At 60.7% G+C, this 12,251-nt stretch carries 13 protein-coding genes and 1 pseudogene; 7 read left to right on the forward strand and 7 right to left on the reverse strand.

Annotated features, from left to right (window positions below; translation table 11 throughout):
• On the reverse strand, positions 1-403 hold a 403-nt coding region (locus QU481_RS22570; protein WP_289832236.1), incomplete at its 3' end, for a transposase.
• A 109-nt stretch (positions 404-512) separates the two neighbouring features.
• A pseudogene (locus QU481_RS22575) lies at positions 513-656 on the reverse strand (IS3 family transposase); the annotation flags it as partial.
• Between the two features lie 504 nt (positions 657-1,160).
• On the opposite strand from QU481_RS22575, the gene QU481_RS22580 reads away from it, so the two are divergent.
• From QU481_RS22580 to QU481_RS22595, 4 genes are all read left to right on the forward strand, one after another.
• Positions 1,161-1,877 carry an NAD-binding protein gene (locus tag QU481_RS22580; protein ID WP_289832237.1) on the forward strand — a complete coding sequence of 239 codons (717 nt, stop codon included), beginning with the start codon at positions 1,161-1,163 and terminating at the stop codon, positions 1,875-1,877.
• Positions 1,874-3,604: a SulP family inorganic anion transporter gene (locus QU481_RS22585; protein WP_289832238.1), complete on the forward strand. Its 1,731-nt coding sequence runs from the start codon at positions 1,874-1,876 to the stop codon at positions 3,602-3,604. The genes QU481_RS22580 and QU481_RS22585 overlap by 4 nt, the downstream gene beginning before the upstream one ends.
• A gap of 40 nt (positions 3,605-3,644) precedes the next feature.
• A complete protein-coding gene (locus QU481_RS22590) occupies positions 3,645-5,099 on the forward strand; it encodes a DUF2252 domain-containing protein (RefSeq protein ID WP_289832239.1) in 1,455 nt (484 codons plus the stop codon).
• A 146-nt stretch (positions 5,100-5,245) separates the two neighbouring features.
• The gene (locus QU481_RS22595) at positions 5,246-5,581 is read left to right on the forward strand and encodes a YMGG-like glycine zipper-containing protein (protein ID WP_289832240.1); all 336 of its coding nucleotides are present in this window, start codon (positions 5,246-5,248) and stop codon (positions 5,579-5,581) included.
• 60 nt (positions 5,582-5,641) lie between these two features.
• Here QU481_RS22595 and QU481_RS22600 read toward each other — a convergent pair whose 3' ends face one another.
• Both QU481_RS22600 and QU481_RS22605 read right to left on the reverse strand, forming a co-directional pair.
• Entirely contained in the window at positions 5,642-6,640 is a 999-nt protein-coding gene (locus QU481_RS22600; protein WP_289832241.1) for a CapA family protein, read from the reverse strand.
• Positions 6,641-6,648: 8 nt separating this feature from the next.
• On the reverse strand, positions 6,649-7,278 hold the full coding sequence (locus QU481_RS22605; protein ID WP_289832242.1) for a dienelactone hydrolase family protein: 630 nt from the start codon (positions 7,276-7,278) through the stop codon (positions 6,649-6,651).
• Positions 7,279-7,764: 486 nt separating this feature from the next.
• Between QU481_RS22605 and gntR the strand changes: the two genes are divergently transcribed.
• Entirely contained in the window at positions 7,765-8,784 is a 1,020-nt protein-coding gene (gntR, locus tag QU481_RS22610) for an HTH-type transcriptional regulator GntR (RefSeq protein ID WP_289832243.1), read from the forward strand.
• Between the two features lie 138 nt (positions 8,785-8,922).
• Here gntR and QU481_RS22615 read toward each other — a convergent pair whose 3' ends face one another.
• On the reverse strand, positions 8,923-9,108 hold the full coding sequence (locus tag QU481_RS22615; protein ID WP_289832244.1) for a hypothetical protein: 186 nt from the start codon (positions 9,106-9,108) through the stop codon (positions 8,923-8,925).
• Positions 9,109-9,669: 561 nt separating this feature from the next.
• On the opposite strand from QU481_RS22615, the gene QU481_RS22620 reads away from it, so the two are divergent.
• Positions 9,670-10,173, forward strand: coding sequence for a gluconokinase (locus QU481_RS22620; RefSeq protein ID WP_289832245.1), 504 nt, complete (start codon positions 9,670-9,672; stop codon positions 10,171-10,173).
• Positions 10,174-10,223: 50 nt separating this feature from the next.
• Positions 10,224-11,567 (forward strand): MFS transporter, encoded by a 1,344-nt coding sequence (locus tag QU481_RS22625; RefSeq protein ID WP_289832246.1) that lies wholly within the window; start codon positions 10,224-10,226, stop codon positions 11,565-11,567.
• Positions 11,568-11,784: 217 nt separating this feature from the next.
• Here the strand turns inward: QU481_RS22625 and QU481_RS22630 are convergent, their stop codons facing one another.
• Positions 11,785-11,976 carry a DUF1427 family protein gene (locus QU481_RS22630; RefSeq protein WP_289832247.1) on the reverse strand — a complete coding sequence of 64 codons (192 nt, stop codon included), beginning with the start codon at positions 11,974-11,976 and terminating at the stop codon, positions 11,785-11,787.
• A partial coding sequence (locus tag QU481_RS22635) for a transposase (protein WP_289828758.1) occupies positions 11,963-12,251 on the reverse strand: 289 nt, incomplete at its 5' end. The genes QU481_RS22635 and QU481_RS22630, both read right to left, overlap by 14 nt.

The raw sequence follows: 12,251 nt of genomic DNA on the forward strand, positions 1-12,251 counted from the left end.
GCTCGGACACCTGGCTCTTCGAGATGCCGGTCATGCCCATCGCCTGCACCAGTTCGTCGACCTTGCGGGTCGAGACCCCATTGATCCAGGCTTCCTGCACCACGGCGGCGAGCGCCTGTTCGGCTAAGCGTCTGGGTTCGAGAAAGGACGGGAAGTAAGTGCCACTGCGCAGCTTCGGCACTTGCAGTTCGAGGGTACCGGGTCGGCTGTGGAGGATGCGGTCACGGTAGCCATTGCGATAGGCCTGGCGCTCCCCGTTGCGCTCGTGCAAGTCAGCACCGATCTGGTTGGTGACCTCGCATTCCATCAGGTCGGCGAGCACCGATTCCACCAGAGAGAGCAAAAAATCGCCCCCGCCCTGTTGCTTCAGCCGTTCCATAAATGCCATGCTGTCGTTGGCCATCGAGTTCTCCTTTGGGTAAGTCTGATTCTTCGCAAAATCGACCTTACCGGAGTTCTTCGATGGCCTTCTACCATCGACCTGCATTTACACCACTTCCGTGGACTCTATCACGTTTAACCATCAAACCGGCTTCACGATACCGCCTGTAGACCCATTTATGGTTGGCGCGAACACCTTCGCAATGAAGGAGGATGTGCAGGCGGCGACAGCCAAACCGGATCCACGCTTGAGCCAATTCAATCAACCGAGCCTTTCGTAAAAGCTGTCGGGGCAGTGCTCGGGACGCCCGCGTCAGAGCGGACTAGGCGGCATGGGATCAAAGTCCTATTGTCTCCCCGGGTAAATGTCACATATTGGTTAAATGGGGCGTCACGTCCCAAGCCCGATCTTCTGATGAACAACGACACCACGGGGGCAATGTTGTTTCCATCAATAGGTGCCTTCCCACCCCGAGGCGTCTGTATTCGACTGAAGTTACCAACTATTGAAATCCCGCACGACATAAGTTTAATAACGGCCAGAGATTCACGCTTCCCTTGGATTTTCTTCAGTGATCGGTCGAGGGAAAAATGCAGATACTAAGGTTTTCACTAGTAATGTCACTTCCAGTGTTTTGTAACATGCTGATTTTGTACACGTTGTAAAGCTGGTCAAAATGACGCTACAAGCTGAAAGGTTAGTATATCGTGTGGCCGAGCCTCGCCTCGGAGCCTTGCGCATACGCGAATGGCGGCACCGCGCCTGCAGAGCGCTCGGGTTGCTGCTTCTGCTGTTGGTGATCGTTGCCACGGGGCTGACGCTGCTCGACGACTCGAATGCGCCACTGTCGACGAAAGCGTTCCATGCTCTGTGGGACGGCGTGAACCTTGTCACCACACTCGGCGACTTCTCCAATTTCGACGAGCGACAGAAGCTTTTCATGCTGGCCGCGATGCTTGCGACGATGGTGATCGCGGCCGTCGCCATTTCGATGCTCACTGGGCTGCTTTCGGGCGATGACGTGATGATCTATCGGGAGAACAGAGCGATGGAACGGAAGCTCGAGCAACTTGCCAACCATGTCGTGGTCGTCGGATTTCTGTCGCTCGGCGAAACGGTCGCGGAGCATTTACGCAAGGCGGGCGAGACGGTCCTCGTACTCGTCACCGACCCGGCGCTCGCCGACCGGGCATCGGTTCGGGGCCATCTCGTCCTGCTCGGCTCCCCCGATGTGATCGACGACGTGCTGCACCATGCTAGGCTTGACAGTGCGAAAGCCATGATCGTGACGACGCCCGACGCGAACAACAACCTCGCGATCACGCTGATGGTGCACACGTTGAATGCATCGCTGACGATCATCGTGCCCGGCGAGAACGACTTGAGAAAGGGTTTGCTGATGACCGCAGGCGCGTCCGAGGTGGTGATCGCGGACGAGCTGCTGGCGGGCGCGATGGTCGGTAAACTCACGTCCCACGCGAGGGTGACACCATGAAGACGCCTGCCTCGGCCGATGCGGCCGTTCACCGCCTGCCCCTACTGCAAGGGCTGTTGCCGTTCGACCGCTCTCTGTTGCCGCACGACATCGTCGCGGGCATCACGCTCGCTGCCCTCGGCATTCCCGAAGTGATGGGGTACACGAAGATCGCGGGCACGCCGACCGTCACGGGCCTCTATACGATCCTGCTGCCGCTCATCGCGTTTGCGGTCTTTGGCGCGTCGCGGCATCTCGTCGTCGGCGGCGACTCCGCCACCGCTGCCATCCTCGCGAGCACGCTCGCCACCGTGGCCGCCGTCGGCGGCAAGGACTATGTCGCGCTGACCAGTACCGTCGCGCTCGTCGTTGCGGTCATGCTGGTGCTCGCGCGCGTCTTCCGCCTCGGCTTTCTCGCCGACTTCCTGTCGCGCAGCGCGCTGATCGGCTTCTTGACTGGCGTGGGCGTGCAGGTCGCCGTCGGCGAGCTCTCCGGGCTTATCGGGCTCGAGAAGCAGGGGCACGGGCCGCTGTTTCAGCTCGTGTCGGTGTTTCAACGACTCGATAGCGCGAGTGTCGGCACGACGGCGCTTTCGGTGGCTGTCCTTGCCGTGATCGTCGGATGCAAGCGCTTTGCGCCGCGCGCGCCGGGTGCGCTGATCGCCGTGGTGGGCACGATTGCAGCAAGCGCGGCTTTCGATTTCGCGCGGCACGGCGTCGCGGTGATTGGCGCGGTGCCGGGCGGATTGCCGTCGCTGGCGCAGCCGCCGCTACGGCTTTCCGACATGAACCAGGTGCTGGCAACGGCCGCCTCGTGCTTCATCGTCATCATCGCGCAGAGCGCGGCCACCGCGCGCGCCTACGCGAACCGCTACAACGAGCGCGCGGACGACAACCTCGACATCGTCGGCCTCGCCGCGGCGAACGCGGCGGCCGCGTTCACGAGCACGTTCGTCGTGAACGGGAGCCCGACCAAGACCGAGATGGTCGATGAAGCCGGCGGGCGAACCCAGGTCGCACACCTTACGACAGCCGTGATCGTGCTGCTCGTGCTGCTCTTTCTGACGCGGCCTCTTAGCTTCCTGCCATCGGCTGTGCTGTCGTCGATCGTCTTCATGATCGGGGTGAAGTTGATCGATGTGAAAGGGATGGCCGAGCTCTTCCGCATGCAACGGGATGAATTCCTCGTCGCGTTGGTTACGGCGGGTATCGTCGTGTTCGTCGATGTCATGCATGGAATCATTGCCGCCGTCATTCTGTCGTTGATTGCGCATACGCGATACAGCTACCAGCTGCGGACGCGCGTACTGACGCGCGCGGAGAGCGGGCATTGGGTGCCTCACGACGTTGCGCCAGATCTGTTCGCGGCGCCTGGGATTGTCGTGTATCGCTTCGAGGCCGATCTCTTTTACGCCAACGCCGGACGCTTCATGGAGGAAATCCTGAGGATCGTTGAGCAGGCGCATGTGCCCGTTGCATGGGTGGTGATCGACGCGACTCAGATCAACAACGTCGACTATACGGCGGGCAAGACGCTGGTTCAGTTGCGGCAGGAGCTCGATCGGCGGGGCGTGGGAGTGGCTTCGGTGGCGGTCCCCGAGGGCGTTCTTCATGAGATGAAGCGATACCACGCGCTGGGTGCGAAGGCCCCGACTCACGGTATTTTTTCGACCGTGGACGAAGCCGTCGAGGCGCTGCGTGATGAGCGGCCGCCGGCGCCGACGGCTCAGCGCGATGCAAAGGCCTGAAGCATTGATGACGCCCCTATGATTGCAAGAGGAAGCCGCCATGCCAAAGACAGCGGTTACCAAGAGTGATGAAGCAACCGCGCAACGCCCAGCCACGGAGACCGTGCAGGCGCAAGAAGATACTTCGAACATGTTCGGAGGCCGAGGTTCACGCGAGTCGCGCATCACGGCCGGGAAGGCCGCTCGCCAACGCGTGCCCCGCGCGCAGCTCGCGACTTGTACGCTTGTCGAGCGCGACCCTATCGCGCTGCTCGAGAAGTCGAATGAAGGTCGGTTGCCGAACCTGATTCCGATCCGCTATGGGCGGATGGTGGCGAATCCTTTCGCGTTCTATCGTGGGGCAGCGCCGCTGATGGCCTTCGACCTCGCGAAGCTGCCGCGCACGGACATTACCGTGCAACTGAGCGGCGATGCGCATCTTGCCAACTTCGGCCTGTTCGCCAGCCCTGAGCGGCGCATTTTGTTCGGGCCAAATGACTTTGACGAGACGCTGCCGGGGCCGTTCGATTGGGATGTGCGCAGGCTCGCGGCGTCGTTCGTTATTACCGCGCGTGAGCGCGGGTTCAAGCAAAGTGATCAGCTCAGTATTGTGCGGCGGCTGTGCGCGACGTTTCGGGAGCGGATTGCTGCGTTCAGCTTGATGGATACGCTCGATGTCTGGTACTACCAGTTCGGGGCCGAGAATATGCTGGCCATCGCCGATACCGCGCTCGAAAAGAAAAAGGAACGGGCGGTGATCAGCAAGGCGCGGGGACAGTCGTCGCGCTCCGTTATGAGCCATGCCACCGAGTTGGTCAACGGCAAGCTGTGCATCAAGGATCAGCCGCCACTCATTTATCACTTTTCGCAAGACAATCCGCAGCAGGCGAAACAATTCGATGCCATCGTTCGGCATTTCTTTGCTGAATATCGGATGACGCTGCCGGATGATCGACGTGCATTGTTCGACCGGTATGAACTCGTCGATATGGCGGTTCGCGTCGTTGGGGTGGGGTCCGTGGGGACGCGGTGCTTCGAAGCGCTATTCATGGCTGATGGGCAGAGTCCGCTTTTCTTACAGGTTAAAGAGGCGCGTGCTTCCGTGCTCGAGGAGTACTTGCCGGGCAGCAAGTTTGCCAACCACGGGGAGCGTGTTGTGCACGGACAGCGGCTGCTGCAGTCGGCTAGCGATCTTTTTCTTGGGTGGTCCAGGGCGCATATGACGAACAGCGATTTCTATGTGCGGCAGTTGCGGGATATGAAAGGGGCATTTGATTTCACTGCCTTCAATGTCGAGGATCTCAGTGAATATGCGGTGTCTTGTGGGCACGCGCTGGCACACTCAATGGCCAAGGCTGGGGACTCGGCGTTGATTTATGGGTATGTCGGGAAGTCCGAGGCGTTCGATGACGCCATCGTCAAGTTTGCCCAGGCGTATGCCGAGCAGAATGAGGCTGATTGGGAGGTGTTGAAGAAGGCGGTTAAGGCGGGGAGGGTTCAGGTAGAGAGGGAATGAGCGTTGAGTGGTTCAGCGGCGGTTTGGTTATTGGAATGGCGTACGTTGTCTTAGCAATTTCTTTACATTTGCTAACACAATTGCACAGATGGTCAGCAGCCTGAGCATTAACATGAGGTCAGAAAAAACACTCGGGAGAGTTTCTGATGAATGCTCGGATTTTGCTGCCTGCTGCCCTGTTCCTCGCCTTGTCGGGCATGGCTCATGCCAGTGGTTCGACAATCCTTGGCGGTGCCCTTGGCGGCGCTGCCGGCGCCGCCGTGGGCGAGTCCGTTGGCGGCCGAGATGGCGCGGTCATCGGCGGTGCCCTGGGAGGTAGCGTTGGCGCTGCAATCGGCTACGACAATCGTGAACCCACCCGTTATGTAGAGCCTCGCCGCCGCGACTACCCGCGCTATCGGGAATGGGACGACGATGACGATCAGGGAAGGGGACGAGGCTACTTCTGTCCGCCGGGACAGGCCAAGAAAGGCCGTTGCTAACCCCCATATCTAAGTAGTGCTCGGCTTTTTATTGGAGGGTATTGCTGTCAGACGTCTTTGTTAAGCTGGAACACTGATGCTCCCGGCTTGCCACGACAGAATGCCGTGTTCCTCGTGCAACATCGTTCCCAACTCGGCGGAGAGCTCGCGCATGCGCTTGCAGATGAGCGGGCGTTCGGGGGGCTCGGCACGGCGTACGTGCGCGACGGTGAGCAGCACCGGATAAAGGACTAGGCGGCGCAGCAGTCCGCCTTCCATCCCTACTTGGAACAGGAAGGACCAGTCGTTGTGTAGCCATGGATCGACCGCGTAGTCGTCGACGAAGTCACCGGTGCTGTACAGGATGGGCTTGCCGCGATGGATCTCCACGCCCTGAAACAAGTGCGCGCTGTGGCCGTAATACACGTCGGCACCCCGCTCGATCACTGCGTGCGCGAATCGCCTGAACAGGGCCGAGGGTCTGTTGACCATGTTCGGCCCCCAGTGGTTGGAGAACACCACAAGATCGGCACCCTCATCGCGTGCACGGCGGATCAGGCCCTCGACATAGTCCAGGGTCTCGCCATCGGTGGAAACGGGCAGGTAATGGGTGCCGGGCGTCGTTGCGCTGGCGGCGAAAGCGGGCTCGTTGTCGGTGACGGCGATCAACGCAACCTGTTGGCCTTTCACCGGGATAAGGGCTGTGGCCGTTGCCGTCTCCAGATTATGCCCGGCGCCGGCATGGCGGATCCCGGCCTTGTCCAGATGCGTGATGGTATCGAGCAGCCCCTGTTCCTCGAAGTCTAGTGTGTGGTTATTGGCCAGAGAGACGGCGTCGATGTGGGCCGCACGCAGCACTCGTACGGCCGATGGGGCGGCGCGAAAGTGGAACACCTTGCGGGTGCGCTCCCATTGCGGCCGATGCTCAGTGAGCGCACATTCCAGGTTGCCGATACGCAGATCGGCCGCGGCGAACTGCGGCAGCACGTCCCCCCACACCTCGTCTGCTGACATCGTTTTCAAACGTTGATTCACCAGCCGGCCGAGCATCACATCACCGACCAAGGCGAGCGTGATCATTGGGCGCCTCATTCAGCGTGCCGGGGCAGATAGGTGTCGAACCATCGGCAGGCGGCAGCGGCGGCGCTCTCCAGCGTTCCCGACTCCTCGAACAGGTGGGTGGCCCCGGGGATGATGTCGAGCTTCTTCTTCCCGGCCAGATGGGCGAGTGCCTGGCGGTTGAGTTCCAGCACCTGGACATCCAGTCCGCCGACGATCAGCAACGTCGGGGTCGTGACGCGTGAAAGCGCGGCGGCTCCCGCCAGATCCGGACGGCCGCCACGGGATACCACGGCCGACACCGCCCCTCCCAATTCGGCAGCGGCCCGCAAAGCGGCGGCCGCCCCCGTGCTGGCACCGAAGTAGCCGATCGCAGCATGGGCCGTTTCCGTCTGCTGGCCGAGCCAGGCGGTGACAGCAAGCAGTCGCTCGGCCAAGCGGTCGATATCGAAGCGGTTGGCGTAATCCCGGTCTTCGGCCAATGTCAGCATGTCGAACAGCAAGGTATCGATGTCCACCTGATTCAGCACGTCGGCTACGTACTTATTGCGCGGGCTGTGCCGGCTGCTGCCGCTGCCATGAGCGAAAACGACGAGGCGGCCGGCGCCACAAAGACGCAGTTCGCCTTCCAACTGCACGCCGCCAACTGGAATGCGCACAAGCGTTGCCGTTTGGCGTGCGCCTGATGATCCGGCCGCGCCTTCAATGGGGGAGGCTTGCGGTCCGCCTTGGACTCTGTATCGAAAGATGGTCACGACCTTCTCCCTGGTACGCCTGGGTGGAGCAGTGGAGTGCCCTCAATACCCTTATCTATCTGTAACTTAGCGAAGATTTTCTCGCTGGTCGCCCGGCTCCGCTTAGCGGCGTGGTGACTTGTATGGGCCGCGACCGACGTGGGTTGAAGGACGTCAGGGCTATGTCGAGGCACGACTCTACCGTCGATATCTTTCGGGCGTCTGGCCTAGTGACTGGCGAAATGCCTTGCCGAACGCGGCTTCGGACTGAATGATCACGGTGGCTTGACACGGGGCATGAAGATGGGGATTCGCAGCGCGTTTGGGTTAAAAAGTGGCATGCTTTGATAGACTCTGACTGCCAGTTTTGATCAACCCTTCCAGCTCACCCTTTTCAATTCGGTTTAACCCATGCCAAGAAAACCGCGCCTTCGCTCAGGAAGCGGCGTCACCCTGCACGATATCGGGCTTGAGGTCGGCGTCAGCGCGATCACGGTATCGCGAGCGCTAAACTCGCCCGAGCGCGTGTCTGAAGCGCTCAGGGACAAAATACGGGAAGCCGTGGAGCGCTTGGGCTATGTGCCCAATCGTTCGGCCCGGGCGCTTGCCTCGGCACGTTCCCAGACAGTGTTGGTGCTAATTCCGTCGCTGACCAACACCGTGTTCATCGACACCCTGGCGGGGATCGAAGAGGTGTTGCGCGCTGCTGGCTACCAAATGCTGATCGGCAATACCCACTACAGTGCGGATGAAGAGTTGCAGCTGTTGCGCGCCTATCTCGAACACCAGCCGGACGGAATCCTGGTAACCGGACTCTCGCAACCCCAGGAGTTCAACAGCACGCTCGAGCGGCTGGGCATTCCTGCCGTCTACATGATGGACCTGGCCGACGATGGTCGGTTATGCGTGGGGTTTTCGCAGGAAGAGGCGGGAGCTGCAATCACCAGCCATTTATTGGCCCGTGGTTATCGGCGCATCGCGTTCATGGGTGCACAGCTCGACGAGCGTGTTCTCAAGCGGCTGGACGGATATCGCGATGTGTTGAGGGCGGGGCAAGGCTACGATGCGAGCCTGGAATACCTCGATCCGGCCCCCTCGTCGATGCAGATGGGGGCAGAGATGGTGGAGCGTATCTTGCACGAGCATTCCGACTGCGATGCGGTGTTTTGTTGCAACGACGACTTGGCCATCGGGGCAATTGCCCAGTGTCAGCGGCTCGGTCTCGAGGTGCCGGGGAGAGTGGCGATCGTTGGCTTCAACGATTTGCAACCAGCGGGCTGGGTCACGCCGGCGCTGACCACGGTCGCGACGCCGCGCTATCGCATCGGGGTGGAGGCGGCGAGGCTGCTGCTTGATCGCATTGCGGGGCACGCCGTCGCGTCTTCCCGCCTGGATTTGGGCTTCGAAATCGTGGTGCGCGCTAGCTCATAACCTCGTGAAACAGCATAGGTTTGTGCTGGTATTGGGTTGTCTTCGGCGCGGGCTGTATGGCCCACCTTATTAAAGCCGCTAACAAAATCTCAAATAGATAAAGGGGCGCCCAAGGCGCCCCCTATAACAGTCAGGAATTTATCTCGTCGAGGCTGGGGTGTTGGCCGGCTCGTCCGCCGCATGGTGTGCCATCGGCATCTTCGGTACCGTTTGCTCCCGCGCTTGGCGCCCATACAGGCTCACGCGCTCTTCGCCATGGTCGGCAAAAGCGGCTCCGGTCGCAAAGGCGATCAGGGCGGCGGTGATCAGGGTCAGGCCTTTCATGATCCGCTTCCTTTCAAGTGTGCGTCCGGCCACATGCCGAGCGCTCTACACCCTTTAGTCGTACGGACGCGTCCGACCTTACACCCCACCGGACATCACTCCTGCGGATAGCCGCGAGGTCACGTCCCTACGGCTTGCCACTACCGCTCCACTCGTTCGCCACGCTCACTCAGTACGTCGACGACCGTGCACAGGTTGCCCCTCGTCCGTGAGTTCGTATCCACCCGCACGGGAGCCTCGGGATGACGGTAATGGCTACCGGGCCCACCAGCTCGACGCTCATAGTGAAGCCCCCTCAAGCACGGCTTGGGACAGCTGCCCGCCAGCGTTGTTGCTCTGCCTTGCCATACTCTTTGTAGTGTCTGCGGCAGAGCGCCTAGCTGGGATCGCTGCGCGGGGTTTTGTTAGCGGCACTGAATACCGTTTTGCATCAATGAGTCACTACGCTGACGCCTAGATAAATTAGCTCTTGTTGTGACATAAGGTTAGCGCTAACATCAGGGGCAGAACGCCGTTACTGTCGACGGCGTTTTTTCTCAATCCAGATATGTTAGCGCTAACATGACGATACCCAATATTGTGGTCATGGGCGTAGCCGGCTGTGGCAAAAGCAGTCTCGGCAAGGTCCTGTCCGAAACCCTTGGCGCCACCTTTATCGAAGGAGACGGCTTCCACCCCCCCGAGAACATCGCCCGCATGAGCGCGGGCACACCGCTCACCGATGACGACCGGGCAGGGTGGCTGGCACAGCTTGCCGGACGTCTGGCCGCTGGCCGCGCGCGCGGCGAAAGCATGGTGCTGGCCTGCTCGGCGCTCAAGCGCCGCTACCGCGACAAGCTGCGCGAGGGCGATCCGGAGCTGCTGTTCGTGCATCTGAACGGCACGCCGCAGCTGATCGCCGAGCGCATGGCGGAGCGTAGCGCGCATTTCATGCCGCAGAGCCTGGTTGAAAGCCAGTTCGGCGATCTGGAGGCCCTGCAGACCGATGAGCGCGCCGTCGTCTGCGACATCCATCAATCGCTCGAGACCATTCGGGACAGAGTGGCCGAGTACCTGGCGGGCTAGATCGTTAGACCCAAGCCAGGAAGTGCAAGACCTCAGAGGAGAACAACATAATGACGACAAACAGCCCCGCAAAGAATACAACACGACGCTGGCGCATCGGTGGCCTGCTAGGCATCGGCGTGCTGGTCAATTACTTCGACCGCATCAGCCTGTCGGTCGCGGCTCCACAGCTGCAACATGAATTCCACTTGAGCGCAGGCGACATCGGCTTGCTGTTCAGCGCCTTTTTCTGGACCTACGCCTTGCTGCAGATTCCGACCGGCATGGTGCTCGATCGCTTCGGCGTCACCCGGGTCGGCCGCTGGGGGGCCTTCCTCTGGGGCGTGGCATCGACGCTCACGGCTTTCGCCGGCGGTTTCGGCGGGATATTTCTGGCTCGAGCGCTGCTAGGCGTGGCAGAAGCGCCGGGCTTCCCGGTCAGCTCCAAGGCGACCGGCTACTGGTTCCCGCGCCGCGAACGCGCGATGGCGACCGCGATCTTTGATGCCGCAGCCAAGTTCTCCAACGTGTTGGGCGTGCCGCTGGTGGCGCTCGCTGTCGTGCACCTGGGCTGGCGCTGGGGCTTCGGCATCACCGCCTTTCTGAGCCTTAGCTACTTTGTTGCCTTCTACTTCATCTATCGCGACCCTAGCGCGGACCGTAAGCTCTCCAAGGCCGAGCACGACTATATCGTCCAAGGTGGTGCCGCGCCGGAGGGGGGGAGCCAGCGCAGTTCGCTGCATCTGCTCGGCTACCTGCTCAAGCAACGCAAGATCTGGGGGCTTTCCATCGGTTTTGCCGCCTACGGCTATGTGTTTTATCTGTTCCTGACCTGGCTGCCCGGCTATCTGGTGCAATCGATGCACATGAGCACCCTCAAGTCGGCATCATTCGCGGCCGTGCCCTGGATCTTCGCCACCCTGTCCGACCTCCTGGTCGGCGGTTGGCTGATCGATCACCTGATCGCCAAGGGCTACAACGAAACGCGGGTGCGCAAGGGCGTACTGCTCGCTGGCATGTGCTGCGGCCTGGCCGTGCTGGGCGCCACGATGACCACCGACCCGTATGTCGCGATTGTCTGGATCACCATCGCCCTGAGCGGCCTTGCCGCCGCGGCACCGGTAGGCTGGTCACTGCCGTCGTTGATCGCTCCCCAGGGAGGCACCGGCACCGTCGGCGGCATCATGAACTTCGCCAACAACATGATGGGTGCCATCGCCCCGATTGTTACCGGCTATATCGTCGGTGCGACCCAGTCGTTCTCCGCCGCTTTTCTGGTCGCTGGCATTGTGCTGCTGATTGGGGTGTTTGCCTTTGTGTTCCTGCTTGGCGCTATCGAGCCGATTCCCGAGCCGCACGGCGAGAAGTATTTGGAGGACGAACTGCTCGGCAATCCTGCTTCGGGTAGAAGCTGACAGGTTTCTTATCTGGGGCCAGATCGAACCTGACGAGGGCCTTTCATAACGCAAAAGCCGCCATAAGTCTGGCGGCTTTTGCCTAGTTGTACGCGACCTGTTGGGGGGCAAGAGCTTGTTTGGATTGCTCCCGGTTTTGTTAGCCATGGCGAGCCAACACATGGTGAGGTTGTTCGCCATTTAAGGCGGCAATTTTCAGTCCATGGCTCGCGCGGGCCTAGAGGTACGCTTTAATCAACGGAAGAGCCCGCTCTCCTAGCACTATGCCCAGTAGCCCCAACAGCGCAACCAGGGGCGGTGCGGGCGAGCGTACGTTGAGTAACGCATAGAGAAGACCGACTCCAAATCCCACCGTGAGCGAAACCAGATAGTTACTAAGCTTTGCAAAAGTATTGTCACTGGCAGGCATATTGGCACTCAGGCTGGCGGAAGAACGATTTCACCAGCCCGGGTAGCTTTTGGATTCGACGCAAGGCGCCGATTGCTAGCCGCTTCATTTCCTCATGGTTTTGCACCAGACGCTTTGATACCTGGCGCTTCACGTGCGCCCAGACCTGCTCGTCCGGATTCAGTTGCGGCGAGTAAGGCGGCAAGTAGAACAGGTTGAGCTTGCCTTCCAAGCTCTCCACATAGTCCCTGACCAGCTTCGCCTTGTGGATCGGATGGCCATCGACGATCACAAAC

Origin of the sequence: Crenobacter oryzisoli (genome assembly GCF_030385785.1) — a bacterium.
Taxonomy (GTDB): Bacteria; Pseudomonadota; Gammaproteobacteria; order Burkholderiales; family Chromobacteriaceae; genus Crenobacter_A; species Crenobacter_A oryzisoli.

Excerpts from the sequence above, each read along its gene's own strand:
- QU481_RS22585 (WP_289832238.1), top strand. The coding sequence starts at position 1,874 with ATGAAGACGCCTGCCTCGGCCGATGCGGCCGTTCACCGCCTGCCCCTA.
- QU481_RS22590 (WP_289832239.1), top strand. The coding sequence starts at position 3,645 with ATGCCAAAGACAGCGGTTACCAAGAGTGATGAAGCAACCGCGCAACGC.
- QU481_RS22595 (WP_289832240.1), top strand. The coding sequence starts at position 5,246 with ATGAATGCTCGGATTTTGCTGCCTGCTGCCCTGTTCCTCGCCTTGTCG.
- QU481_RS22600 (WP_289832241.1), bottom strand. The coding sequence starts at position 6,640 with ATGATCACGCTCGCCTTGGTCGGTGATGTGATGCTCGGCCGGCTGGTG.
- gntR (WP_289832243.1), top strand. The coding sequence starts at position 7,765 with ATGCCAAGAAAACCGCGCCTTCGCTCAGGAAGCGGCGTCACCCTGCAC.
- QU481_RS22615 (WP_289832244.1), bottom strand. The coding sequence starts at position 9,108 with ATGAAAGGCCTGACCCTGATCACCGCCGCCCTGATCGCCTTTGCGACC.
- QU481_RS22620 (WP_289832245.1), top strand. The coding sequence starts at position 9,670 with ATGACGATACCCAATATTGTGGTCATGGGCGTAGCCGGCTGTGGCAAA.
- QU481_RS22625 (WP_289832246.1), top strand. The coding sequence starts at position 10,224 with ATGACGACAAACAGCCCCGCAAAGAATACAACACGACGCTGGCGCATC.
- QU481_RS22630 (WP_289832247.1), bottom strand. The coding sequence starts at position 11,976 with ATGCCTGCCAGTGACAATACTTTTGCAAAGCTTAGTAACTATCTGGTT.